At 68.2% G+C, this 24506-nt stretch carries 24 protein-coding genes; 13 read left to right on the forward strand and 11 right to left on the reverse strand.

The genetic code is table 11. The annotated features are described in order from the left end of the window. Window positions 1-21 precede the first annotated feature (21 nt). Window positions 22-1125 (forward strand): ABC transporter ATP-binding protein, encoded by a 1104-nt coding sequence (locus GZ64_RS0114200; protein WP_021199080.1) that lies wholly within the window; start codon window positions 22-24, stop codon window positions 1123-1125. A gap of 83 nt (window positions 1126-1208) precedes the next feature. Continuing rightward, entirely contained in the window at window positions 1209-2513 is a 1305-nt protein-coding gene (locus tag GZ64_RS0114205) for a DUF4032 domain-containing protein (protein WP_029258683.1), read from the forward strand. Window positions 2514-2692: 179 nt separating this feature from the next. Here the strand turns inward: GZ64_RS0114205 and GZ64_RS0114210 are convergent, their stop codons facing one another. The 5 genes from GZ64_RS0114210 to GZ64_RS0114230 all read right to left on the reverse strand — a co-directional run bounded on the left by GZ64_RS0114210 (window position 2693) and on the right by GZ64_RS0114230 (window position 7614). Then, entirely contained in the window at window positions 2693-3334 is a 642-nt protein-coding gene (locus GZ64_RS0114210) for an NAD(P)-dependent oxidoreductase (protein ID WP_021199086.1), read from the reverse strand. Window positions 3335-3355: 21 nt separating this feature from the next. Further along, entirely contained in the window at window positions 3356-4369 is a 1014-nt protein-coding gene (gene rlmB / locus GZ64_RS0114215) for a 23S rRNA (guanosine(2251)-2'-O)-methyltransferase RlmB (protein WP_029267218.1), read from the reverse strand. Next, window positions 4362-5762, reverse strand: coding sequence for a cysteine--tRNA ligase (gene cysS, locus GZ64_RS0114220; RefSeq protein ID WP_029258685.1), 1401 nt, complete (start codon window positions 5760-5762; stop codon window positions 4362-4364). Before cysS ends, rlmB begins: the two co-directional genes overlap by 8 nt. Window positions 5763-5865: 103 nt before the next feature. Continuing rightward, window positions 5866-7062 carry a 2-C-methyl-D-erythritol 4-phosphate cytidylyltransferase gene (gene ispD, locus GZ64_RS0114225; protein WP_029267220.1) on the reverse strand — a complete coding sequence of 399 codons (1197 nt, stop codon included), beginning with the start codon at window positions 7060-7062 and terminating at the stop codon, window positions 5866-5868. A gap of 69 nt (window positions 7063-7131) precedes the next feature. Beyond that, complete coding sequence (locus tag GZ64_RS0114230) at window positions 7132-7614, reverse strand: CarD family transcriptional regulator (protein WP_017201416.1); 483 nt, start codon at window positions 7612-7614, stop codon at window positions 7132-7134. Window positions 7615-7751: 137 nt separating this feature from the next. Here GZ64_RS0114230 and GZ64_RS0114235 point away from each other — a divergent pair, with 137 nt between their 5' ends. Next, window positions 7752-8285, forward strand: a complete 534-nt coding sequence (locus GZ64_RS0114235; protein WP_029267222.1) for a restriction endonuclease subunit M — start codon at window positions 7752-7754, stop codon at window positions 8283-8285. A 70-nt stretch (window positions 8286-8355) separates the two neighbouring features. Here the strand turns inward: GZ64_RS0114235 and GZ64_RS0114240 are convergent, their stop codons facing one another. Next, window positions 8356-9039 carry a response regulator transcription factor gene (locus GZ64_RS0114240; protein ID WP_021199091.1) on the reverse strand — a complete coding sequence of 228 codons (684 nt, stop codon included), beginning with the start codon at window positions 9037-9039 and terminating at the stop codon, window positions 8356-8358. Beyond that, complete coding sequence (locus tag GZ64_RS0114245; RefSeq protein ID WP_029267224.1) at window positions 9036-10259, reverse strand: sensor histidine kinase; 1224 nt, start codon at window positions 10257-10259, stop codon at window positions 9036-9038. The genes GZ64_RS0114240 and GZ64_RS0114245 overlap by 4 nt, the downstream gene beginning before the upstream one ends. A gap of 216 nt (window positions 10260-10475) precedes the next feature. Between GZ64_RS0114245 and phoU the strand changes: the two genes are divergently transcribed. Beyond that, the gene (gene phoU / locus GZ64_RS0114250) at window positions 10476-11186 is read left to right on the forward strand and encodes a phosphate signaling complex protein PhoU (RefSeq protein ID WP_021199093.1); all 711 of its coding nucleotides are present in this window, start codon (window positions 10476-10478) and stop codon (window positions 11184-11186) included. Window positions 11187-11258: 72 nt separating this feature from the next. Here the strand turns inward: phoU and GZ64_RS0114255 are convergent, their stop codons facing one another. Continuing rightward, complete coding sequence (locus GZ64_RS0114255) at window positions 11259-12008, reverse strand: phosphoglyceromutase (RefSeq protein ID WP_021199094.1); 750 nt, start codon at window positions 12006-12008, stop codon at window positions 11259-11261. Window positions 12009-12067: 59 nt separating this feature from the next. Here GZ64_RS0114255 and GZ64_RS0114260 point away from each other — a divergent pair, with 59 nt between their 5' ends. Continuing rightward, a complete protein-coding gene (locus GZ64_RS0114260; RefSeq protein WP_029267226.1) occupies window positions 12068-12895 on the forward strand; it encodes a class I SAM-dependent methyltransferase in 828 nt (275 codons plus the stop codon). Window positions 12896-12897: 2 nt separating this feature from the next. Here the strand turns inward: GZ64_RS0114260 and ygfZ are convergent, their stop codons facing one another. The 3 genes from ygfZ to GZ64_RS0114280 all read right to left on the reverse strand — a co-directional run bounded on the left by ygfZ (window position 12898) and on the right by GZ64_RS0114280 (window position 15079). Next, window positions 12898-14034, reverse strand: a complete 1137-nt coding sequence (gene ygfZ / locus GZ64_RS0114265) for a CAF17-like 4Fe-4S cluster assembly/insertion protein YgfZ (RefSeq protein WP_029267228.1) — start codon at window positions 14032-14034, stop codon at window positions 12898-12900. Between the two features lies 1 nt (window position 14035). Next, a complete protein-coding gene (locus GZ64_RS0114270) occupies window positions 14036-14638 on the reverse strand; it encodes an FABP family protein (protein WP_029267230.1) in 603 nt (200 codons plus the stop codon). A 150-nt stretch (window positions 14639-14788) separates the two neighbouring features. Continuing rightward, the gene (locus tag GZ64_RS0114280; RefSeq protein ID WP_021199098.1) at window positions 14789-15079 is read right to left on the reverse strand and encodes a hypothetical protein; all 291 of its coding nucleotides are present in this window, start codon (window positions 15077-15079) and stop codon (window positions 14789-14791) included. 71 nt (window positions 15080-15150) lie between these two features. On the opposite strand from GZ64_RS0114280, the gene GZ64_RS0114285 reads away from it, so the two are divergent. The 8 genes from GZ64_RS0114285 to GZ64_RS0114320 all read left to right on the forward strand — a co-directional run bounded on the left by GZ64_RS0114285 (window position 15151) and on the right by GZ64_RS0114320 (window position 24330). Then, complete coding sequence (locus GZ64_RS0114285) at window positions 15151-15834, forward strand: winged helix-turn-helix transcriptional regulator (RefSeq protein ID WP_021199099.1); 684 nt, start codon at window positions 15151-15153, stop codon at window positions 15832-15834. Between the two features lie 51 nt (window positions 15835-15885). Further along, window positions 15886-18051: an RNA degradosome polyphosphate kinase gene (locus tag GZ64_RS0114290; RefSeq protein ID WP_029258690.1), complete on the forward strand. Its 2166-nt coding sequence runs from the start codon at window positions 15886-15888 to the stop codon at window positions 18049-18051. Continuing rightward, window positions 18048-19037: an NUDIX hydrolase gene (locus GZ64_RS0114295; protein WP_051668074.1), complete on the forward strand. Its 990-nt coding sequence runs from the start codon at window positions 18048-18050 to the stop codon at window positions 19035-19037. The genes GZ64_RS0114290 and GZ64_RS0114295 overlap by 4 nt, the downstream gene beginning before the upstream one ends. 150 nt (window positions 19038-19187) lie before the next feature. Further along, window positions 19188-20294: a phosphate ABC transporter substrate-binding protein PstS gene (gene pstS, locus GZ64_RS0114300; RefSeq protein ID WP_021199102.1), complete on the forward strand. Its 1107-nt coding sequence runs from the start codon at window positions 19188-19190 to the stop codon at window positions 20292-20294. 92 nt (window positions 20295-20386) lie between these two features. After that, entirely contained in the window at window positions 20387-21337 is a 951-nt protein-coding gene (gene pstC / locus GZ64_RS0114305; RefSeq protein WP_021199103.1) for a phosphate ABC transporter permease subunit PstC, read from the forward strand. A gap of 1 nt (window position 21338) precedes the next feature. Then, window positions 21339-22442 (forward strand): phosphate ABC transporter permease PstA, encoded by a 1104-nt coding sequence (gene pstA / locus GZ64_RS0114310; RefSeq protein WP_029267231.1) that lies wholly within the window; start codon window positions 21339-21341, stop codon window positions 22440-22442. A 28-nt stretch (window positions 22443-22470) separates the two neighbouring features. Next, window positions 22471-23250 carry a phosphate ABC transporter ATP-binding protein PstB gene (pstB, locus tag GZ64_RS0114315; protein ID WP_017828973.1) on the forward strand — a complete coding sequence of 260 codons (780 nt, stop codon included), beginning with the start codon at window positions 22471-22473 and terminating at the stop codon, window positions 23248-23250. Between the two features lie 231 nt (window positions 23251-23481). Beyond that, window positions 23482-24330: a type IV toxin-antitoxin system AbiEi family antitoxin domain-containing protein gene (locus tag GZ64_RS0114320; RefSeq protein WP_051668076.1), complete on the forward strand. Its 849-nt coding sequence runs from the start codon at window positions 23482-23484 to the stop codon at window positions 24328-24330. Window positions 24331-24506 lie beyond the last annotated feature (176 nt).

A 24506-nucleotide genomic window follows, 5' to 3' on the forward strand; every position in this document is an offset into this window, starting at 1 on the left:
TGCCGGTGAAGGAGAAACACAATGGCATCTGTGACTTTCGACGAAGCCACCCGCCTGTACCCCGGTGGAACCCGTCCGGCCGTCGACAAGCTGAACCTCGAGGTCGGTGACGGAGAGTTCCTCGTCCTCGTCGGTCCTTCCGGTTGCGGTAAGTCCACATCTCTGCGCATGCTCGCCGGCCTCGAAGAGGTCAACGCCGGCCGCATCCTCATCGGCGACCGCGACGTGACCGACGTCCCGCCGAAGGACCGCGACATCGCGATGGTCTTCCAGAACTACGCCCTGTACCCGCACATGACCGTCGCCGAGAACATGGGCTTCGCGCTCAAGATCGCCGGCGTCGGCAAGGAAGAGCGCGCCGCACGCGTGCTCGAGGCTGCGAAACTCCTCGACCTCGAGCCCTACCTGACCCGCAAGCCGAAGGCCCTCTCCGGTGGTCAGCGTCAGCGTGTCGCCATGGGCCGTGCGATCGTGCGTCAGCCGCAGGTGTTCCTCATGGACGAGCCGCTGTCGAACCTCGACGCCAAGCTCCGCGTCCAGACCCGCACCCAGATCGCATCGCTGCAGCGTCGTCTCGGCGTCACCACGGTCTACGTCACCCATGACCAGACCGAGGCGCTGACCATGGGCGACCGCATCGCGGTCCTTAAGGACGGTCTGCTCCAGCAGGTCGGCTCGCCCCGCGACCTGTACGAGAAGCCGAACAACGTCTTCGTCGCCGGCTTCATCGGCTCGCCCGCGATGAACCTGTTCTCGGCCGACCTCGCCGAGGGCGGCATCCGCTTCGGCACCGAGGTCGTCCCGCTCGACCGCGACACCGTCGGTCGCGCCAACGGTTCGCAGGTGACGGTCGGCGTGCGTCCGGAGGACATCGTCGTCGGCCCCGCCGACGGCAAGGGCCTCTCGGTCACGGTCGACCTCGTCGAAGAGCTCGGCGCCGACGGCTACCTCTACGGTCACACCGAGATCAACGGCAAGCGCGCCGACCTCGTCGCTCGCGTCGACGGTCGCAACCACCCGAACGCCGGCGAGACCGTCACGCTCGCCGCCTCGGCCGGCCACGTGCACGCGTTCGACATCGAGTCGGGTGACCGTCTGAACGACAAGCCGGTCGTCTCCGCCTGATCGGATCCACAGACGCGGCGCAGGCTGACCTCGGTCGCCTGCGCCGCGTCTCTTTTTCCTCTTCGTACGCCACCAGGAGCATCATGCAGGATTCGCTGCGGATCACCGCCAGCAAGGTCGATCCGGGACTGCTCGCCCTCCCCTGGTCCACCACGCTCGCCAAGTGGCCGTCCGAGCACATCGTCTCGCTCCCCAAGGGGCTCTCCCGCCACCTCGTCCGGTTCGCCGACCTCTCGGGTCGCGTCGTCGCCGTCAAGGAGACCACTGCCGAGATGGCACAGCGCGAGTACGACATGCTGGGCAACCTCGCCCGGCTCGACGTACCGTGCGTCGACCGGGTCGCTGTGATCGCGGGGCGCACCGATGCCCATGGCGATCCCCTCCCCGCGGCACTGGTCACCTCGCACCTGCGCTTCTCGATGCCGTACCGTGCGCTGTTCACGCGCGTCCTGCGCCCGGACACCGCCAACCGTCTGGTAGACGCGCTCGCGCTGCTGCTCGTGCGCCTCCACAACGTGGGCTTCTACTGGGGCGACGTCTCCCTGTCGAACACCCTCTTCCGTCGTGATGCCGGGGCCTTCGCCGCCTATCTCGTCGACGCGGAGACCGGAGAGCTCCATGAGGAGGGTCTGACCGACGGGCAGCGCGCCTACGACCTCGACCTCGCGCGTACGAACATCGCCGGCGAGATCATGGACCTCGCCGCCGGCGGACGCCTCGAGCACGGGGTGGATGCGGTCGCGATCGCCGACGGCATCGTGTCGTCCTACCGCTCGCTCTGGGCCGAGCTCACCGCACAGGAGTCCTTCTCCGCCGCCGAGACGTGGCGCATCACCGAGCGCGTGGAACGGCTCAACGCCCTCGGATTCGACATCGATGAGATGTCGATGTCGACCACCGCGGACGGCACCGTCGTCGAGATCCAGCCGAAGGTCGTGGACGCCGGGCATCATCAGCGGCGCCTCATCCGTCTCACGGGGCTCGACGTGGAGGAGAACCAGGCACGACGGCTGCTCAACGACCTCGACGAGTTCCGCGCGCGCTCGACCAAGCAATGGGCGGACGAAGAGATGTACGCGCACGAGTGGCTCACCCGCGTGTTCGAGCCCGTCGTTCGCGCGATCCCCTACGAGCTGCGCGCCAAGCTCGAGCCGGCTGAGGTGTTCCACCAGGTGCTGGAACACCGCTGGTACCTGTCTCAGGCGGAAGGACGCTCGATCCCACTCGCCGAGGTGCTCACCAGCTACATCAACGAGGTGCTGCGCCACCGACGCGACGAAGCCACCATCATGGGGCCGCCCACCGAGACGATGAGCCTTCCGGTGATCACCGGCGTGACCCCGGTGGCCGACGAGGATGAGGACGTCGACTGGCGCGACCTGGTCTGACCGCCCCTCCGCTCCCCGCGCACGGGTTGTCGTCGAGTGCGGGGGTAGTCGAGTGCACGGGTTGTCTTCGAGTGCACCGCCTGTTGACGCCTGCAAGCCGTGCGCTCGGCGAGATCACGTGATCTCGACGCGGCCCGGCGGGCGTGTGGGGGGGGGAGAGAGTGGGCGGAGCGTGGGGGTCAGTAGCCGACGGTGAAACGCTCGCGGTGGTGGTTGCCCTGCTCGATCTCGTCGACCACGGCGACGGCGAAATCGGCCCCGGAGATGTACGACTTGCCTTCGGCATCGCGGACGATCACATCGCCCCCGTCGCGATAGCGGCCGGTACGCTCGCCCTCCGCCCAAGGACCGAACACCTCAGCCGGATGGATGAAGAACCAGTCCAGTCCCGCGTCGGTCGCCTCGAGGAGCGCGAGCGAGTCGATCCCGACCTGCGCCTCGTGCTTGTACTCCTCGGGGAAGTCCTGATCGAACAGACGCGGGCCTCCGGGCGCCACCAGGCTTCCTCCGGCACCGCCGACCACGCCGAGACGGGTCGCCGTACCGGCGATCTGCTCGACGACGTTCGACAGCGCCTCGAGCGCACGGTCTTCCATGTCGCCGCGTGGAGAGAGCGCCGACACCACGGCATCCGCACCGACGAACGCGTCCGCGAGGGGCGCCAGGTCGAGCGCGGAGCCCTGCAGGTAGGCGGCTCCGGCCACCGGATCGGTCGGTTCCGAACGCGAGATCGCGATGACGGCGTGGCCACGACTCACCGCCTCCGTGACGATGTGGCGACCGGCGTACCCGGTCCCTCCGATCACGATGATGCGAGCCATGGTCAGCCTTCCCTCGGACGTCTAGATCTTCTTCGCGGCGCGGAGCGACGCGACCTGGTACAGGGCGACGGATGTCGCGATACCGGCGTTCAGCGACTCGGTGGCCGCGGAGATCGGAATCGAGACGATCTGGTCGCAGGTCTCGGACACCAGGCGCGACAGTCCCTTGCCCTCCGAGCCGACCACGATCACGACGGGACGATCGGCGAGCTGCAGCTCGGGGAGCGACACGTCGCCGTCACCGTCGAGACCGAGCACGAACACGCCCTGCTTCTTGAACTCCTTGAGCTGCGTGGTGAGGTTGGTCGCCAGCGCCACGGGGGTGCGGGCGACGGCTCCGGCGCTGGTCTTCCAAGCCGCCGAGTTGACGCCGGCCGAGCGACGCTGGGGAAGGATGACGCCCTGCCCGCCGAACGCCGCGGTGGAACGGATGATGGCGCCCAGGTTGCGGGGGTCGGTGATGCCGTCGAGGGCGACGAACAGGGGGACCTCTCCGCGGTCGATGACCTGCTCGAGCAGATCCTGCGGGTGCGCGTACTCGTACGGCGGCACCTTGATAGCGACGCCCTGGTGCACGCCGTCGAACCCGGCCATACGGTCGAGCTCCGGACGCGTGACCTCCATCACGGGGATGCCCCGATGCGTGGCGATCGAGAGCATCTCCTTCACGCGGTCGTCCATCTCGACGCGCTGCGCGATGTAGAACGCCGTCGCCGGAATCTTCGCCCGCAGTGCCTCGAGGACCGAGTTGCGACCCGTGACATTCTCGGTGTCGTCGCCCGCCTTGGCCTTCGGCGCACGGTTCCCCCCGCCACCGGAGCCCGGCCGACTGCCGCCGGGACGTCCCTTGCCGCCCGTGGCGGCCGCGTAGCGCTCGGCTGCGGCCTTGCGCTTGCCCGCCGGGTGCCAGGCGCGGTCCTCTGCCTTCGGCGTCGGTCCCCGCCCCTCGAGCGCCTTGCGCCCGAGTCCGCCGGTGCCCTTGGTCGGGCCCTTCTTGTTTCCCTTGCTCGCGCCGGGGCGCCCTGGCTTAGCCATCGATACTCCAATGAGTTCCGGCCGGAGTGTCCTCCAGCGTGATTCCTGCGGCGGCGATCGCATCTCGGATGCGATCCGCCGCCGCCCAGTCCTTGTCAGCGCGTGCTTGGGCGCGCTGGGTGATCATCGTCTGGACGAGGGCGTCCAGAGCGGATTCCGAAGCGCCGGTCTTCGCATCGGAAGTGGGCGTGAGGCCGAGGACGGAAGTCATCGCCAGCACGGCGCGCAGCGCATCGAGCGCGGCGGCGTCCTCCCCCGCGTCCAGCGCCGCGTTTCCCGCTCGCACCGTCTCGTGCAGCACCGCGAGTGCCTGGGGCACACCGAGGTCATCATCCATCGCCGCTGCGAACGCGGCGGGGAGGCTCTGCGACAGGAGGAACCCGATGCCCCCTCCGGCAACACGTGCGGCACGTTGCTGGAACGTGCCGATCCGGTTGAGAGCCGCCTCGGCCTCGGCCCACGACGAGTCGCCGAGGTCGAGGCTCGACCGGTAGTGGGCGGCGGCCAGCGCGTACCGCACCACCAGTGGATCGTGCGCGGCCAGCACATCGGCCGCCAACGTGAAGTTCCCCAACGACTTCGACATCTTCTGGCCGTCGACGGTCACGAGCCCGTTGTGCACCCAGTAGCGCGCGAAGCCGTCACCTGCTGCCGTCGACTGCGCGAGCTCGTTCTCGTGGTGCGGGAAGCGCAAGTCGAGCCCTCCCCCATGGATGTCGAACTCGGCGCCGAGATAGCGCTTCGACATCGCGGAGCATTCGATGTGCCATCCGGGCCGCCCGGATCCCCACGGCGACGCCCAGGTCGCATCGGCCGGCTCTTCGGGCTTGCTGCCCTTCCAGAGCGCGAAGTCCTGGGGGTTGCGCTTGCCCCGAGGGTCCGCATCCTCTGCGGCCTCCATGGCGTCGAGGGACTGATGGGTGAGCGACCCGTACTCCGCCCAGGAGCGCACGTCGAAGTACACGTCGCCGGAGCTGTCGGGCGCCGGGTAGGCGTGGCCGCGTTCGATCAGCACCGCGATGAGTTCCTGCATCTGCGGCACGGACGCCGTGGCCCGAGGCTCGTAGGTCGGCGGCAGGATACCGACACCCGCATACGCCGCGGTGAACTCCTGCTCCATCCGGTACGCCAATGCCCACCACGGCTCGGAGTCCGTCGCGTTGGCGAGCACCTTGTCGTCGATGTCGGTGACGTTGCGCACGAACGTGACCCGACCGTGGCGGTACTCCAGCCAGCGGCGCAGCAGATCGAAGCTCAGAGCGGCCCGGACGTGCCCGATGTGGGGCCCCGACTGCACCGTGGGTCCACACACGTACATCGTGATGTTCTCGGGATCGAGAGGCACGAAGTCGCGCAGCTGCTGCGCGCGGGTGTCGTAGAGGCGGACTGTCACCGCTCAAGCCTACTCGGCGACCGCTGAGCGCCAGCCCCTGCAGCGTTATTCGCTGTCCGATGTGACGTTCGGCGACCGACCGGGAGGCCTCCTCCCCTGATCGTCAGCCTTCTCTGGGACCGGTGGGGATCACCGACGCGATGGCCGTCACTGCGATACCCTCGCCCCGCCCGGGGAATCCGAGCCCGTCCGTCGTCGTCGCGGTCACCGTCACCGGGGCGCCGAGGACAGCGGACAGAACGCCCTCGGCCTCTGCCCGTCGAGGGCTGAAACGCGGCCGATTGCCCTGGAACTGCACCGAGACGTTGCCGATGTCGAATCCGGCTCCAGCGAGGAGCTCGCGGGTGCGGGCGAGGAAGACGTCGGCGTGCGCACCGGCGTACTCAGGGTGCGAGGTGCCGAAGTGCTCCCCGATGTCGCCGAGACCCGCGGCCCCGAGGAGCGCGTCGACCATCGCGTGGGCGACGGCGTCTCCGTCCGAATGACCGGACAGCGGCTGCTCCCCCTCCCATTCGAGCCCGGCGAGCCACAGGTTCCCTTCGCCGCCGAAAGCGTGGACATCCGTCCCGATGCCCACGCGGGGGATGCCGGATGCTGCGGCTCTCGTACCGAGCAGATGCCGGGCGCGCTCCAGGTCGGCCGGGGTGGTGATCTTGAAAGCCCGCTCGGAGCCTCCGATGTACCGCACGGGATGACCCGCCGCAGCGAACAGCGCCGCATCGTCGGTGTACTCGGTGCCACCGTCGCGTGCCGCGGCGTACGCGGACTCGAGCAGCGTCCTCGGGAACCCCTGCGGCGTCTGCGCCGCGGCGAGTTCGGAACGGTCGACGGCGGCGACGACGACACCGTCCACGACCTTCTTGAGGGTGTCGACGACGGGCAGCGCCGGGATCACGCCGACATCTGCCGTCACCGACGCGGCGACCGCATCGATCTGCATCGGAGGGGTGAGCGCGCGCGCCGCATCGTGCACCAGCACCGTCTCGACGTCACCCCAGAGCGCGGCGAGACCCGCCGCGACCGACTGCTGTCTGGTCGCACCGCCCACGACCACACGCCCGAGGTCGGCCCGTTCGCCGGCGGCCTCTCGAAGCTCTGTCTCGGCGTCGCCCTCCCACCCTTCCGGGGCGACCACGATGACCTGAGCCGGGGCCGCGGCGAAGACGCCGTCGAGCGCATGGCGAAGGATGGGACGGGCATCGATACCGACGAAGGCCTTCGGGGCGCGTGCGCCCAGACGCGTGCCTGAGCCGGCGGCGACGACGATGATCGCGGTACGCGGGACGGGGAGGATGGTCACAGCATCACGTTACCGGCGAAGACGACGAAAGGCGGATGCCGAAGCACCCGCCTTTCGTCGTGGAACAGCTCAGGACGCGAGGACCTCGTCGAGCAGTGCGCCCGCCTTGTCCTCGTCGGTCTTCTCGGCGAGCGCCAGCTCGGAGATGAGGATCTGACGAGCCTTCGCCAGCATCCGCTTCTCACCCGCGGAGAGTCCGCGGTCCTGGTCACGACGCCACAGGTCGCGAACGACTTCGCTCACCTTGATCACATCGCCGGAGGCGAGCTTCTCGAGGTTCGCCTTGTACCGACGCGACCAGTTCGTGGGCTCTTCTGTGAAGGGTGCTCGCAGCACCTCGAAAACATGATCGAGGCCTTCCTTGCCGATGACGTCACGAACGCCGACCAGGTCGACATTCTCCGCGGGGACCTCAATGATGAGATCGCCCTGGGTGACGTTGAGCTTCAGGTATTTCTTCGCCTCACCCTTGATGATGCGCTCTTTGACCTCGATGATGGTCGCAGCGCCATGGTGGGGATAGACGACGGTCTCGCCAACCTCAAAAAGCATAAAAACGTGTCCTTTCGGCAACCTCAAGGATACCACAGGGGTCATGCGCTAAGGTTCGCGCCTCCGGTGCCGCAGGAGCCCTCACGACTTACGCATAGAATGGATGCGGATATCCCCGCCGGACCTCAGGAGGACCCGTGAAATCGCGCCTTGTTGCGTCTGCAGCCCTCAGCGCCCTCGTTCTGCTCGGTGCGACCGGGTGCACGTTCATCACCCCGCAGTCCACCAAGACCGAGTACGCCGCGTCCGACGGAGTGAACGTGTCCGACGCCGACGGCCCGATCGACGTGCGCAACGCCCTCGTGGTTGCCACCGAAGACGGGTCGACCGGAAACTTCGTCGCCGCCATCGTGAACCCCACCGAGGAGAAGGCGACCCTGACGATCACCGTCGAGGGCCTGGATCCGCTCGTCGTCACCGTCCCCGCAGGGGGCACGGTGAGCCTGGGCGCGGATGAGGAGCCGCTGCGCATCGTCGGCCTCGACACCAAGCCCGGCGCCACGGTGGAGATGCACTTCCAGTCCGGAGACTCCACCGGCGTCAAGACCGAGGTGCCCGTACTCGACGGCACTCTCCCGTACTACGCAGACCTGGTCCCCTCCGAGAAGGAGTCGACCCCTCGCCCGACGCCCCTGCCGACCGACACGGCAGCTCCGGCGCCCGCGAACTGACGCGTCACCGCATCGAGAAGAGGCCGGCACCCCCGCAGGGTGCCGGCCTCTTCTCCGTTCCGTCTGAGGATCAGCCTTCGAAGCGATACCCCAGACCTCGCACGGTGACGAGCATGACCGGCTCGCTCGGGTTCTCCTCGATGCGCGAGCGGATGCGCTTGATGTGCACGTCGAGGGTCTTGGTGTCGCCGAAGTAGTCGCTCCCCCAGACCCGGTCGATGAGCTGTCCGCGGGTCAGGACGCGTCCGGAGTTGCGCATCAGGACCTCGAGCAGCTCGAACTCCTTCAGCGGCATGTTGATCTGCGCGCCGGCGACGGAGACGGTGTGCCGGTCGATGTCGAGCGAGACCCGCCCGCCGTCGAGCACGCGCTCGTCGAGCTCACCCTCGGCCTGCACGACCCGACGCAGCACGGCACGCATGCGTGCGAGCAGCTCGCGGGACGAGTAGGGCTTCGTGATGTAGTCGTCGGCGCCGAGCTCGAGGCCCACGACGATGTCCACCTCGGAGTCCTTCGCCGTGAGCATGATGATGGGCACGGCCGAGGTGGACCGGATCTGTCGGCACACCTCGGTGCCCGGCATCCCCGGAAGCATGAGGTCGAGCAGCACGATGTCGGCACCGCGCTCCCGGAAAGCCGCGAGAGCGCCGGGGCCGTCCTCGGCGATCTCCACCTCGTAACCCTCACGCCGGAGCAGGTACGCGAGCGGGTCGGCGAGGTCGGGCTCGTCTTCGACGAGAAGGATTCGGGTCATGCTCTCTCTCCGTTTCGAACGCGCGCGGACGACGCGGCCTTGGCCGCCTTGCGCGCACGCTTCTTCTTGCTCTTCTTGCCCGCGTCGAGGTTGTCGGGGGCGTCGATCCGGGGAAGACGGATCGTGAACGTGGAGCCCCGGCCCGGACGGGACCACAGCCGCACCTCTCCGCCGTGCCGCTGCGTCGCGTGCTTGACGATGGAGAGCCCGAGACCGGTACCCCCGGTGCGCCGGGAGCGGGCTTCATCCGCACGGTAGAACCGTTCGAAGATGCGCTCGCGATCGGCTTCGGCGATACCGATGCCCTGGTCGGACACGGCGATCTCGACCACGCCCGCCTCCGCCCGCACGCCGACTCCGACGCGGGAGCCGCGGGGCGAGTACACGATCGCGTTGGCGATCAGGTTGCCGACCGCCTCGATCAGGATCTGCGCGTCGCCGCGCACGAACACCCCGCGGTCGCCTCCCCTGGCGAGCTCGACGCCGGCGGAATCCGCCTGCACGACATGGGCCTCGATCGAGGAGGCGATCACCTCGTCGATCGCGACGGGACCGACCTTCGTCAGGCCGTCCTCGGCCTGCAGCCGGGACAGGCTCATGATGCGCCCGGTGAGCTGCCCGAGTCTTCCGGCCTCGGCGGAGATGCGTGCGGCGAAGATGCGCACCTGCGCGGGATCGTCGGCCGCCGACTCGATGGCCTCGGCGAGAAGGCTCACGGCGCCCACGGGGGTCTTCAGCTCGTGACTGGTGTTCGCCACGAAGTCGCGACGCATCTGGTCGAGTCGCTCCTGCTCGGTGACGTCGCGGATGATCAGCAGCACCAGACGTGTGCCGATGACGCTGGCACGGGCCGAGACCAGACGGGGGTCGAGACTCAGTCCCCCACGTGTGATGCGCATCGACTCGGTGACGGAGCCGCCCGCTTCCCGGACGCCGCGCACCAGTTGGCGGAGCTCCTGGTGGTCGAGCGTCGAGCCGACCTCGATGCCGAAACGCGTCGCGGCCTGCGAGGAAGCCAGCACGAGGCCGGAGGTGTCGACGATCGCCGCGGCATCGTCCATGCTGTGCAGGACGTCGGTGATGCCGGCCGGGATCGCCAGCGACGTCTCCTCCTGCACCCGCGCCCGTGCACGGTATGCCCACACCACGAGGAGGGAGAGGCCGACGCCGATCACCAGCCCGATGGCGAGCGAAGACAGCGCGAGCTGCGGCAAGGTCATGACACAAGCGTAGAGTGCGTTCACCGTCCGTCCGGCGGGTTTCCGCGCCCTGGCGGGAACAGGAGAAGTACTATTCACGTGCTGGGCACCGTTCGTTAACCTTCGAAGCAGACAATCGCTTCGGGCTTGTGCGGGAGCACAGACCTGCTCTCGTGCGGACGACCCGCCGTCTCGCGCTGACACAGCCGAGATCCGAATGAAAGGTTGCGCCCCAACATGCGCGAAGTCTTCCACCAGTCCCTCGAGGACCTTCAGAATCGTCTCGTCGAGATCGCCGACCTCGTCACGGTCTCGATCGACAAGGCCACCAGGGCGTTCGCGACGAGCGACGTGGCCCTGGCCGAGGAGGTCATCGCCGACGACGCGAAGATCGACGAGCTGGCCGTCGCCCTCGACGAGCAGGCCATCGAGATCCTCGCCCGCCAGCAGCCGGTCGCCCGCGACCTGCGCATCGTGGTCACGGCTCTGCGCGTGAGCGCCTCGCTCGAGCGCATGGGCGACATGTCGGAGCACATCGCCCAGCTCGCCCGTCTCCGCTTCCCCGAGCGCGCCATCCCGAAGGGCCTCAAGGGCACCTTCGTGAAGATGGGCGAGCTCGACGTCGAGGTCGCCCGCACGCTCTCCGAGCTGCTGCGCACCCAGGACCTGCGCTTCGCCGACGCCATCCGCAACGCGGACGACGACGTCGACGAGCTGCACGCCACCGTCTTCGAGAAGGTGCTCAGCGACAACTGGAAGGGCGAGGCCACGGCGACCGTCGATGCCACGCTCGCCAGCCGCTACCACGAGCGCTTCGCGGACCACGCGGTGGCCGTCGCGAAGAAGGTCGTCTACCTCGCCACGGGCGATTGGGCCGTCGAGGAGGAGGACATCCCCCTCGCCGTCGAGCAGCAGGAGCTGGGCCAGCAGGAGTTCGGCCACGCCTGACCCGCACATCGAGAAACGCCGAAGCCCCCGATGCATATGCATCGGGGGCTTCGGCGTTTCGAGCGGAAGCTCTTACTTCTTGCCCTGCGCCGCGACGGCGGCGGCACCGGCGGCGGCGGCCTCGGGATCGAGGTAGCGGCCGGGTCCGGTGGGGACGTTGTTCTCGTCCAGCTCGTACACCAGCGGGATGCCGGTCGGGATGTTCAGCTCGGCGATGTCGTCGTCGCTGATGCCCTCGAGGTGCTTCACGAGACCACGCAGCGAGTTGCCGTGCGCTGTGACGAGCACGGTCTTGCCGGCTTCGAGGTCGGGGACGATCGCGCTCTCCCAGTACGGCAGCAGACGGTCGATGACGAGCTTGAGCGACTCGGTGCGCGGCACTTCGCCATCGATCCCCGCGTAGCGGACGTCGTTCACCTGGCTGAACTCGCTCTCGTCGTCGAGCACGGGCGGCGGCACGTCGAACGAGCGGCGCCACAGCTGGAACTGCTCGGGACCGAACTCCTCGAGCGTCTGCGCCTTGTCCTTGCCCTGGAGCGCGCCGTAGTGGCGCTCGTTGAGGCGCCAGGAGCGGGTCACCGGGATCCACAGCCGGTCGGCGGCATCGAGCGCGATGTTCGCGGTCTGGATGGCGCGGCTCAGCAGCGAGGTGTGCAGCACGTCGGGGAGGATGCCGGACTCGGCCAGCAGCTCACCACCGCGGCGGGCCTCCTTCTCGCCCTGCGCGTTGAGGCGGACGTCCACCCAACCGGTGAACAGGTTCAGTTCGTTCCACTCGCTCCGGCCGTGGCGGAGCAGGATGAGGGTGCGCGTCGCAGTCATGCCGTCAGTTTATCCGCCCAGGGCACGGCACCCGATTCGGATGCTGGGAGGATGGAGACATGGCGTCATCTCCCCTCGGTCGGCCGACCCGCGGCACCACGGGGACCAACCGACTGCGACGCAACGATCGCTGGATCGCGGCGAGCGCCGCGTTGCGGCGGGCATCCGATCCGCTGGTCGTCGACCTCGGCTACGGCGCCAGCGGCGTCACCGCCTTCGAGCTCGCGACCCGCCTGGTCCGGGTGCGCGACGACGTCGAGGTGCGCGGCCTGGAGATCGACCCCGCCCGCGTCGCGACGGCCGACGCGCAGCTCGCCGAGGTGCGTGCAGGGCGGACGCCGTTCGCTCCCGATCTGCCCGTCTCCTTCGCGCGCGGCGGCTTCGAGGTTCCGCTCCCCGAGGGACGCACGGCCGCGGTGATCCGCGCCATGAACGTGCTGCGGCAGTATGACGAGCAGGACGTCGCGAATGCCTGGTCCCTGATGGCTTCCCGCCTGGCCCCTGACGGCCTGCTGTTCGAGGGGACCTGTGACGAGATCGGCCGGGTGTCGAGCTGGATCGACGTGGATGCGCACGCTGCGCCGCTGCGCTTCACGATCTCCCTGCGTCTCGCCGATCTGGAGCGACCGAGCATCGTCGCCGAGCGTCTGCCGAAGGCGCTGATCCACCGCAACGTCCCGGGCGAGCGCATCCATTCCCTGCTCGTCGATCTCGATCGGGAGTGGGACCGCGCGGCTCCGCTTTCGACGTTCGGCGCCACGCAGCGCTTCCTCGCCGCCGTGGGCGCACTCCGGGACCAGGGATGGCCTGTGCTCGGCGGACGCACTCGGTGGCGCCTGGGCGAGCTGACGCTGCCCTGGTCCGCGGTCGCCCCGCTCCCCGCCTGAGTTCAGCTTCCGGCGCCGGAGATGGAATCGCGCGGGTCCGGTGCCGTGGGTCGGCGAGACAGACGGGTGAGGCGCGGGATATCTGCGGTGGCCCCCGCGTCAGCCGGCACGATCACCTGCTGCGAGGCGGCGATGTCGATGCCGTCCGCGCGCACCACCAGATCCCCGACCGGCGCGCGCCGCGACAGGATCGCGAGAGCGATGGGACCGCCTTCGTGGTGACGCGCGACCGAGGTCAGGTGCCCGACCTCGTCGTCGCCGGCGTACACCGGCGCGCCCGGCTCGGGAAGCACCGCATCGCTGCCATCGAGGTGGAGGGCGGCCAGACGGCGGGGCGGGTGACCGAGATTGTGCACCTTCGCGACCGTCTCCTGTCCGCGGTAGCAGCCCTTGTTCAAGTGCACCGCGCTGCGGATCCAGTCGGACTCGTGCGGCAGCGAACGCTCGTCGACCTCTGTCGTCCAGCGCGGGCGCCAGGCAGCCACGCGCAGTGCCTCGGCAGCGAGGAGACCGGCGAGCGCCTCCCGATCGAGGGACGCGGCGAGGGCCTCAGCCCCGTCCGCGGACAGGATCGCCACCCGCCACGCATAGTCGGCCGCCGGATGCTCGATGACCTCGGAGTACTGGTGTCCGCCGACGCTGATCCGCTGCCACGGGTCGGCCCAGACGAGAGCGATGCCGTGCGGCGAGGCTGCGGCGGCGGTGGCCGCCGCAGCGACGACACCGCCGTCGATGAACCCGACCGGCACGAGGTCGGCGCGGATGTCGACGGTGGCCTGGGTGCGGAACTTCATGCGCGTCAGCCAGCCGGCGAGCGCCTCGGCGTCTCCCGCATCCGCGATGAGCCATGTGGATGCACCGTCGTCGATGACGCCGGCCGCGTGTTCCACCCGGCCCTGCGGGTCGAGAACCAGAAGCTCGGTGCTTTCTCCGGGGGCGAGCCGTCCGACGGCCTGCGAGGTGATCGAATCGAGCCAGCTCAGCCGTTCGGGACCCGCGACCTCGATCACGGTGCGGTCGCCGAGGGGCGCGAGGGCAGCGCCGTCGGCGAGACGCCGCTGCTCACGGAACGCATCGCCGAAGTGCGCGATCAGATCGCCGTCGGTGACGGCACCGTCGATCCCGCCGAAGACGGACATCTCAGACCTTGGCCAGTCGAGCCGAGGCATGGGAGCGCAGCGGGGTGCCGAGGGCGGCGATGTCCCAGGCCCACAGCAGGTGACCGTCGACGAGGCCGTACATGCGCGAAGACGCCGTGTGCACCTTCGCACCGGCACTGCGCACGACGGCGTCCGAGCCGATGTCGATGCGCGGACCGTTGATCTCGCCGATGTACAGCTCGAGGGCGCCGTCGGCGTGCGCGAGCGAGACCTCGATGGGGAATCCGCCGCTCGGCGCGCGCAGCTCCTCCACGTCGTCGACCGTGCGTGCGACGGCGGGCGCGGTCGGAGGCAGCAGTGCGGGACCGGGATCCGCGGCCGTGGCCGTGCGCGCCAGACGCCAGAAGCCTGTCTCGGCCAGCAACGCCGCGGCGGGGGCGCCCTCTTCCGTGAGGAACGTGGCCGTGCCGGAGTAGTTCAGGAACGGACCCCCGTCATGGCTGAAGCTGATCCGGTGCGTGAACTCGCCCTGCAGGCGTTCGTCACCGACCGGGTAGTCGATGACACCTGTTCCCTCCCAGACGCCGATCAGCCACGCGAACGGGACGAGATCGGCCGGAAGGTCGACGGGCAGTTCGAGCATCGTCGCGTCAGCGCTGGCCGCGGAAGAGGTTGCGCAGCACCACTGCCGAGACGAAGACGATAGCGAGGCTCGCGAGGCCCAGCAGGCCGATGAAGAAGATTTCGAGCGCCATGAGGTCCATGTGCTCCACCTTACCGCGCCGTGCCGGTGTCAGGACGGGATCAGCGCCGCGAGACCGAATCCGACCGAGATGATGCCCATCAGCAGCAGACCGCCGATCACGCTCCCCGCCACCCGGAAGATGAAACCCTGCGTGCGCCCGTACCAGAGCTGCACGGCGAAGGACAGGAGCACGACGCCGCCGAACCCGACCAGCAGCCAGGACACGCGCCATTCCTCCGGCACGAAGATGCCGATGGCGACGGTGGCGAGGAACGCGGTGGCCCAGACGACGAGCACACCGACGAATGCGTTGCGCGGTGCGAGTGCGGGATCCGTCATGTCTCCATTGTTGCGCATCGCTCCCGGTATCATGGCGGCACGACGTCGATCCGCGTCTGTGAGGAGTGCGCGTGGCCCAGGTGCTGGTTCTGACCAACGCTCCGCTCTCCGAGCAGGTGCTCCCCGCGCTCGAGCTGCTGAGCCACCGCGCGCGCCAGATACCCGCAGAGCCCTCGCAGCTGGTCAACGCCCCCGAGTACGACGTCGTGATCGTCGATGGCCGTCACGACCTGGTCGCCGCGAAGTCGCTGTGCCGCCTGCTGCGAACCGCCGGGCAGGATGCGCCGCTGCTCCTCGTCGTCACGGAAGGCGGGATGAGCGCGCTGTCGGGAGACTGGGGCATCGACGATGTCCTGCTCTCCACGGCGGGGCCCGCGGAGATCGACGCCCGACTCCGTCTCGCCCTCGCCCGACGCGACGAGGTCGCCGAGCCCGCGCGCGTGCAGGCATCCGGCGTCACGATCGATGAGCAGTCCTACTCCGCCAAACTGCGCGGCAGGCCTCTGGATCTCACCTACAAGGAGTTCCAGCTTCTGCACTTCCTGGCGACGCACCCCGCTCGCGTGTTCACCCGCGAGCAGTTGCTCAGCGAGGTCTGGGGGTACGACTATTTCGGGGGCACCCGCACGGTCGACGTGCATGTGCGACGGCTCAGGGCGAAGCTCGGCGACCAGGAGCAGATCATCGGCACCGTGCGCAACGTCGGCTACCGCTTCAACGTCAACGAGGATGAGGGCCTCGCCAGCGCGGGCTGACGATCGACTCCGTTCACACGGGCGTCACCTCTCGGTGCTTAGATGTACCCCATGATCGATCCCGCACTCGCCGACGCCGGGCTGGGTGACGCCGAAGACGACGACTTCGACGCCATCGAGTCCTACGACTCCCAGCTCCCGGACCACCGCTACCTGGATCGCGAGCTCAGCTGGCTCGCCTTCAACCAGCGCGTGCTCGAGCTCGCCGAGGATCCCTCGCTTCCCGAACTCGAACGTGCCAACTTCCTGGCGATCTTCGCGAGCAACCTCGACGAGTTCTTCATGGTGCGCGTCGCGGGCCTCAAGCGCCGCATCATGACCGGTCTCGCGGTGCCCACGAACATCGGCCGCTCCCCCGTCGACGCGCTCGCCGACATCTCGCGCGAGGCGCACGCCCTGCAGCTGCGGCACGCGGATGCCTGGACCTCGCTCGTGCGTCCGGCTCTGGCCGAATCCGGCGTGGAGATCACCGAGTGGTCCGAGCTCACAGACGGCGAGCGCTCCGCGCTGTCGGAGTACTTCGGAGCCCAGGTCTTCCCTGTGCTGATGCCGCTCGCCGTGGATCCGGCGCATCCGTTCCCCTACATCTCGGGGCTGTCGCTGAACCTCGCGATCCGCATCCGCAACGCCCGCACCGGACGGCAGGAGTTCGCTCGGCTCAAGGTGCCCCCCATGCTCCCGCGCTTCGTCGAGGTTCCGGGAGGCGGCGAGATCAAGCGCTTCCTGCGCTTGGAGGAGCTCATCGCCAATCATCTGGGCGATCTGTTCCCCGGCATGGAGGTGCTCGACCACCACGCGTTCCGTCTGACGCGCAACGAGGACGTGGAGATCGAGGAGGACGAGAGCGAGAACCTCATCCAGGCACTCGAGGCCGAGCTGCTGCGTCGACGTTTCGGTCCGCCGATCCGTCTCGAGATCACCGACGACATGGATGATGTCACGATGGACCTGCTGGTCCGCGAACTCGACATCACCGACCTCGAGGTCTACCGGCTTCCCGGGCCGCTCGACCTGCGCGGTCTGTTCGACCTGTCCCGCATCGATCGCCCCGACCTGCGGTATCCGCCGCACCTGCCGACCACCGCCGTGGCCTTCCAGCCCGCGGGATCGAGCAACCGGGCGGACATCTTCAAGGCGATCCGCAAGTCGGACGTGCTGGTGCACCACCCGTACGAGTCGTTCACCACGAGCGTGCAGGCGTTCCTCGAGCAGGCGGCCCGTGACCCGCACGTGCTCGCCATCAAGCAGACCCTCTACCGCACCTCCGGCGACAGCCCCATCGTGCAGGCGCTCATCGACGCGGCGGAGGCGGGCAAGCAGGTGCTGGCCCTCGTCGAGGTGAAGGCCCGCTTCGACGAGGCGAACAACATCGTCTGGGCGCGCAAGCTCGAGAAGGCCGGCGTGCACGTGGTCTACGGCCTCGTCGGGCTCAAGACCCACTGCAAACTCGCGCTCGTCATCCGCGAGGAAGACGGCAAGCTGCAGCACTACTCCCATGTCGGCACCGGAAACTACAACCCGAAGACCAGCCGTATCTACGAGGACTTCGGGTTGTTCACCGCCGACGCGCAGGTCGGCAAGGACCTGACACGACTCTTCAACGAGCTCAGCGGCTACGCGATCGAGAAGAAGTTCAAGCGCCTCCTGGTCGCCCCCCTGCACCTGCGCAAGGGCCTGGTCCGCCAGATCGATGCCGAGCGGAAGAACGCCGAGGCGGGGATTCCCGCGCACATCCGCATCAAGGTGAACTCGATGGTGGACGAGGAGATCATCGACGCGCTCTACCGTGCGAGCGCGGCGGGTGTGAAGGTCGACGTCTGGGTGCGCGGTATCTGCAGTCTCCGCACCGACCTCGACGGGATCAGCGACAACATCACGGTGCGCAGCATCCTCGGTCGATACCTGGAGCACTCGCGCATCTTCGCCTTCGAGAACGGCGGCGATCCTCAGGTGTACATCGGCAGTGCCGACATGATGCACCGCAACCTCGACCGCCGGGTGGAGGCCCTGGTGCGCGTCACCGACCCCGCCCACCTCAAAGAGCTCGGAACGTTCTTCGACCTGGCGATGGATGCCGGCACGACCTCGTGGCATCTCGGTGCAGGAGGGGTCTGGGAGCGCCACGCCGTCGACGCGGAGGGCAAGCCCCTGATCGACCTGCAGGACAAGACCATGGGGTTGATCCAGCGGCGTCGTCGCGCGCGGGCGGTCCGATGAACACGCGGCAGCTGCAGCTCCCGGTCGGCACCACGACGAACTCGAAGTGGACGGACAAGGCCGTGTACGCGGCGGGAGCCGTGGTGTGGCGCCTCGTCGAGGGCAAGCTGCGCATCCTGCTGATCCACCGCACCAAGTACCGCGACATCACGCTTCCCAAGGGCAAGGTCGATCCTGGGGAGATGCTCGCCGAGACAGCCGTGCGCGAGGTGCAGGAGGAGACCGGCATCCGGGTCTCGCTCGGAGTCTCGGTCGGTGTGAGCCGATATCACCTGGCGTCGCAGAAGCAGAAGGTCGTGCACTACTGGGCCGCAGAGGCGACCGACGCCGCGATCCGGGAGTCGACGTTCGTTCCCAACCGGGAGATCGCTGCGCTCGAGTGGGTGAGCGTGAAGAAGGCGAGAGCGCGCCTGAGCTACCCCGTCGACCTCGAGATCCTCGACTTCTTCTCCAACCTCGTCGACGACGGTGTGCTGCGCACCTTCCCGGTGATCGCCCTGCGGCACGCGAAGGCGACGCCCCGCTCGGAGTGGGACGGGTCGGATGCCTCACGGCCACTCACCGACCGCGGGCGGAAGCAGGCGAAGTCGATCGTCGGACCGCTGCGCGCTTTCGGCGTGCGCAGGATCGTGACGAGCGACGCGGTGCGGTGCGTGGAGACGATCACTCCTCTCGCTCGCGCACTCGATCGCAAGCCCGTGAAGACGGAGAAGATCAGCCAGGACGCTTGGGAGGACGGCGAGTCCGATCTGCGCGCGGTCGTCGGTCGCCGCATCCGCGCCGGCAAGCCTGCGGTGCTGTGCAGCCACGGGCCGGTGCTTCCGGGTCTGCTCTCCGAGATCGCCCTGGCCACAGGCACCATCCAGGGGTCGTATCTCAGCAGTGCCGCAGACCTCGAGCCGGCCGCGTTCTCGGTCGTGCACCTGTCGGCCACGAACCCCGGATCCGGGATCATCGCGATCGAGACGCACATTCCCAAGGTCTGACGTCCCCTGATTTCTCGCGGGAGCACCCCAGAGAGTCGCCCGTCGTTCACCTGCCGTTCACCTGCTCGGGAGAGTCTCGTTAACCGTCGCCCATAGCGTCACTGTGTGCCCTGCACCGGGCCCCACCCATTCCAGATCGAAGGATCCACAGTGAAGATCTCCCGAATCGCACGAATCGGCGCCATCGGCGCCGTCGCCGCCCTCGCACTCGCCGGCTGTGCCGCGAACGAAGCAGGCACCGGTTCCACCGACGAGCCCACCTCCAGCACCGCCGCCGTCAGCGGTTCCCTGGTCGGCGCGGGCGCCTCCTCGCAGCAGGTCGCCATCCAGGCATGGACCGCCGAGTTCCAGAAGACCAACCCCGACGCCCAGGTCGAGTACGACCCGCAGGGCTCGGGCGGTGGCCGCGAGTCCTTCCAGCAGGGCGCGGTCAACTTCGCCGGCTCGGACCGCGCGTTCAAGACCGACGAGATCTCGGCCGGCGGCTTCGGCGCGTGCGTCGACGGCTCCGACCTCATCGAGATCCCCGCATACATCTCGCCGATCGCCATCGTCTTCTCGCTCGACGGCGTGGACGAGCTGAACCTCGACCCCGAGACCATCGCGTCGATCTTCGCCGGCAAGATCACCAACTGGAACGACCCGGCGATCGCCAAGGACAACCCCGACGCCAAGCTCCCCGATCTCGCCATCACGCCCGTCCACCGCTCCGACAAGTCGGGCACCACGGGCAACTTCACCGACTACCTGGCGCAGACCGCCGGTGACGTGTGGACCGCGGGCAGCGTCGAGGAGTGGCCGGCCGACCTCGCCGGAGAGTCCGCAGAGAAGACCTCGGGCGTCGCCAACGCCGTCAAGGGTGGACAGGGCCTCATCGGCTACATCGACTCCTCGCAGGCCGCCGATTTCGCGTCGGTCAACGTCAAGGTCGGCGACAAGTTCGTGCCGCACTCGGCCGAAGGCGCCGCCGCCACGCTCGACGCCTCGAAGATCGAGGAAGGCCGCACCGACGGCGACCTCGCCTTCGCGATCGACCGCACCACCACCGCCGACGGCGCGTACCCCGTGCTCCTCGTCAGCTACCTCATCGGCTGCGCCGAGTACGAGGACGAGAACGTCGCCGCGCTGACCAAGGCGTTCTTCACCACCGCGATCAGCGCCGAGGGCCAGGACGCCGCCGCGACCAACGCCGGCAGCGCCCCGATCTCGGACGACCTGCGCACGCAGGCTCAGGCTGCGATCGACCTCATCAAGTGAGCCAGTGACGGTCTCCGGGATGCCGCGCGGCATCCCGGAGACCGTCTGCTCGCGTCAGACACCCGATCTCCACTGAGCAGGAAGCAGCTCCCATGACAGCCACGACCTCGCCGGCGTCGACGCGCATCGTCGCGAAGAAGCGCGCCGGTGACCTCTGGTTCTCCGGAACGGCGGTCGCCGCCGGATCCATGATCATGATCACGCTGGCCGCGGTCGCGATCTTCCTCATCGTGCAGTCCATTCCGGCCTTCACCGCGACAGCCGAGGATGCCTCGCTCCTCAAGACGAACTTCTGGGACTACGTCGGCCCACTCCTGTTCGGCACGGTCTGGGCCGCCTTCCTGGCCCTCCTGCTCGCCGTGCCGCTCTCGCTCGGCGTCGCCCTGTTCATCACGCACTACGCACCGCGGCGGCTCGCTCAGGGCCTGGGCTACGTGGTCGACCTGCTGGCCGCCGTCCCCTCGGTCGTGTTCGGCCTCTGGGGAATCCTCGTCCTGGCTCCCGCTGTGCAGCCCATCTACGTCTGGCTGAACACGAACGCCTCCTGGATCCCGTTCTTCGACGGCGTCGTCTCCCCTACCGGACGGACGATCCTGACCGCCGCGATGGTGCTCGCCGTCATGGTCGTCCCGATCATCACGGCCATCTGCCGCGAGATCTTCCTGCAGACCCCTCGCCTTCACGAGGAGGCCGCCCTCGCCCTCGGCGCCACCCGCTGGGAGATGGTGCGGATGGCCGTTCTTCCCTTCGGCCGTTCCGGCATCGTCTCCGCCTCCATGCTCGGCCTCGGCCGTGCGCTCGGCGAGACCATGGCCGTCGCGATGGTGCTCTCGGTGAGCAAGGCCGTCACCTTCGAACTGCTCACCTCCACGAACCCCTCCACGATCGCAGCGAACATCGCGCTGACGTTCCCCGAGGCGTACCAGGTCAACATCAACATCCTCATCGCGACCGGTCTGATCCTGTTCGTCGTGACGTTCGCGGTGAACGCTCTCGCACGCTGGTTCGTGAACCGCCGCAAGGAATTCTCGGGAGCGAACTGACATGACCGTTACCGCCCCTGAATCGTCTCGCACGGCGAGCGCGGCCCCCACCCAGCTGTCGCTCAGCTCGGGACACCTCCCCCGCTGGTCGCCGTGGGCGCTCCTCGCCCTCTCCCTCCTCATCGGCTTCACGCCCTTCGCTCTCGAGGCCCTCGCCAGCGGATCCGACCTCAACATCGCCGGCTCCGTCGTTCTCGGCGCGGTCATCTACCTGGTGCTCATCTACGTGATGTCGCGCATCATCGAAGGCTCCAGGAAGGCGCTGGACCGCCTGATCACCGGAATCGTGACCTCGGCGTTCGCCATCGCGATGGTGCCGCTGGTGTCCGTCGCGATCACCGTGGTCGCCAACGGCGTCGCCCGTTTCGACGGACTGTTCTTCTCGTCATCGATGCGTGGAGTGCTCGGTGAAGGCGGCGGCGCCCTGCACGCCATCATCGGCACGCTCCTGGTCACCCTCGCCGCCGCGATCATCTCGATCCCGATCGGTCTGATGACGGCCGTCTACCTCGTCGAATACGGCAAGGGCGGCCGGATGGCCCGCACCATCACCTTCCTCGTCGATGTCATGACGGGAATCCCCTCGATCGTCGCCGGTCTGTTCGCCTACGCCGTCTTCGCGCTGATCTTCGGACCCGGCGTGCGCATGGGCATCGCGGGCTCGGTCGCGTTGGCCGTGCTGATGATCCCCGTCGTCGTGCGCTCCACCGAGGAGATGCTGCGACTGGTGCCGAACGAGCTGCGCGAAGCGTCGTACGCGCTCGGGGTGCCGAAGTGGCTCACGATCGTCAAGGTGGTCCTCCCGACCTCGATCGCCGGCATCACCACGGGTGTCATGCTCGCCATCTCGCGCGTGATCGGAGAGACCGCGCCCCTGCTGCTGACGGCCGGCTTCACCGACGCGATGAACTACAACCTGTTCAGCGGACGCATGCAGACGCTCCCGGTGTTCACATACTCGCAGTACGCGTACCAGGGCATCCCCGCTGAGGCATACGTGGAGCGGGCCTGGGCCGCAGCTCTGACGCTCATCATCATCGTCATGCTGCTCAACCTGATCGCGCGCCTCGTCGCGAAGATCTTCGCACCCAAGACCGGCCGCTGAGCCTCGACCCGACAAGCAAGGAACTGCAGTGTCCAAGAGCATTGAAGTCAACGACCTGAACGTCTACTACGGCGACTTCCTCGCCGTGGAGGGCGTCTCCCTCGACATCCAGCCGCGCAGCGTCACCGCGTTCATCGGCCCCTCCGGCTGCGGCAAGTCCACCTTCCTGCGCACCCTCAACCGCATGCACGAGGTCATCCCCGGTGCCCGCGTCGAGGGCGAGGTGCTGCTCGACGGCAAGGACCTCTACGGCCCCGGCATCGACCCGGTGCTCGTCCGGCGCCAGGTGGGCATGGTCTTCCAGCGTCCGAATCCGTTCCCCACGATGTCGATCAAGGAGAACGTCCTCGCCGGCGTGAAGCTCAACAACAGCCGCATGTCGAAGAGCGATCAGGATGCCCTGGTCGAGAAGTCGCTCACCGGTGCGAATTTGTGGAACGAGGTCAAGGACCGCCTCGACAAGCCCGGTTCCGGCCTCTCCGGCGGTCAGCAGCAGCGCCTGTGCATCGCCCGTGCGATCGCCGTCTCGCCGCAGGTGCTGCTGATGGACGAGCCCTGCTCGGCTCTCGACCCCATCTCGACATACGCGATCGAGGAACTGATCGGCGAGCTGAAGAACGAGTTCACGATCGTGATCGTGACGCACAACATGCAGCAGGCGAGCCGCGTGTCGGACAAGACCGCGTTCTTCAACATCGCGGGCACCGGCAAGCCCGGAAAGCTGATCGAATACGACGACACGACCTCGATCTTCACCACACCGTCGGTGCAGGCCACCGAGGACTACGTCTCCGGCCGCTTCGGTTGAGCGCTGGGTCCCTGCTGCTGCACCCCTGCTGCTTCATCGCCAAAACCCAGATCACTTGAGTCGCCGACGGCGTGTCACCCGTTGACACGCCGTCGGGTCGTTCGGTGGTCTGGGTCTTGGCCTCCCCGAACGAGGCGCACTTCTCCTGCACGGTCGCGGGGCGCCGCGTGTTGTCCATAGCTCGTACGGTTTCGGCCTCGACCGACGGCGCGCTCAGGGCAGTATCAGGCGATGTCCTTCGTGCGCGCCGCTCCTGTGCTGAGTGCGCTCGGGCGGATGGCACGGACGTCGGAGCTTCGACGACGGGGAGTGAGCCGCGACGAGCTCTCGCGTGCGGTGCGTTCCGGCGAAGTGCTGCGACCACGCCAGGGCGTCTATGCGCTCCCCGACGCCACGGAGGCCTGGGTGCATGCGGCGTCTCACGGCGGCACGATCGGCTGTGCGCAAGCTGCAGCGGAGCAGGGTCTCTGGGTGCTCCGTCTTCCTTCGTCGAATCACATCTGGATGGGAGCCGCGGGAACTCCACGATCGACATGCGACGCCTGCGTGCTGCACTGGGATGAGGGTCGTGCGCGCGTCGGCGAGGCTGCCCCTGTCCCGAATGCGCTCCTTCAGATCGCGGGGTGCTGTGGCGAGGACACGTTCTTCGCCGCGCTCGAATCGGCCTTGCGTCGATCACTGCTCTCCCCCGCGGGGCTGAACTGGCTTCGCCGCCATCTTCCGACGTCGATGCGGTGGCTCGTCGCGTTCGCTCGTGCAGATGCCGACAGCGGACTCGAGTCACTCATCCGGCTTCGGCTGCACCGGATCGGGATCGCGGTCAGGACCCAGGTGCCCGTCTCCGGTGTCGGGGAGGTCGACATCGTCATCGGCGACTTCCTGATCGTCGAGGCCGATGGCCGTGAGAACCATGCCAGGGAGAAGGAGCGGAGCAAAGATCTGCGGCGTGACGCAGCTGCTGCGGCCGCCGGATACACGACTCTGCGATTCACGTATGAGCTGATCGTCGACGACTGGCCTCTCGTCGAGGCCGCGATCCGCGGCGCTGTCGCACGCGGGGCTCACCTCGCGCCGGTGTGATGACTCCGCGAACCCTCGCCCTCGTCTGCACTCGCCAGCCTCAGCCCTGGTCGGCACTCGCCAAAACGGAGATCAGGAGCGAGAGCCGGGGCGTGTCGCGGCCAGACGCGCCGTGCCGCCGACGGGTGCCCTCCGTTTTGGCAGGCGGGCGGGCAGGTTGGCAGGTTGGCGGGCGG

This window comes from Microbacterium sp. Cr-K32, assembly GCF_000708345.1.
Taxonomy (GTDB): domain Bacteria; phylum Actinomycetota; class Actinomycetes; order Actinomycetales; family Microbacteriaceae; genus Microbacterium; species Microbacterium maritypicum_A.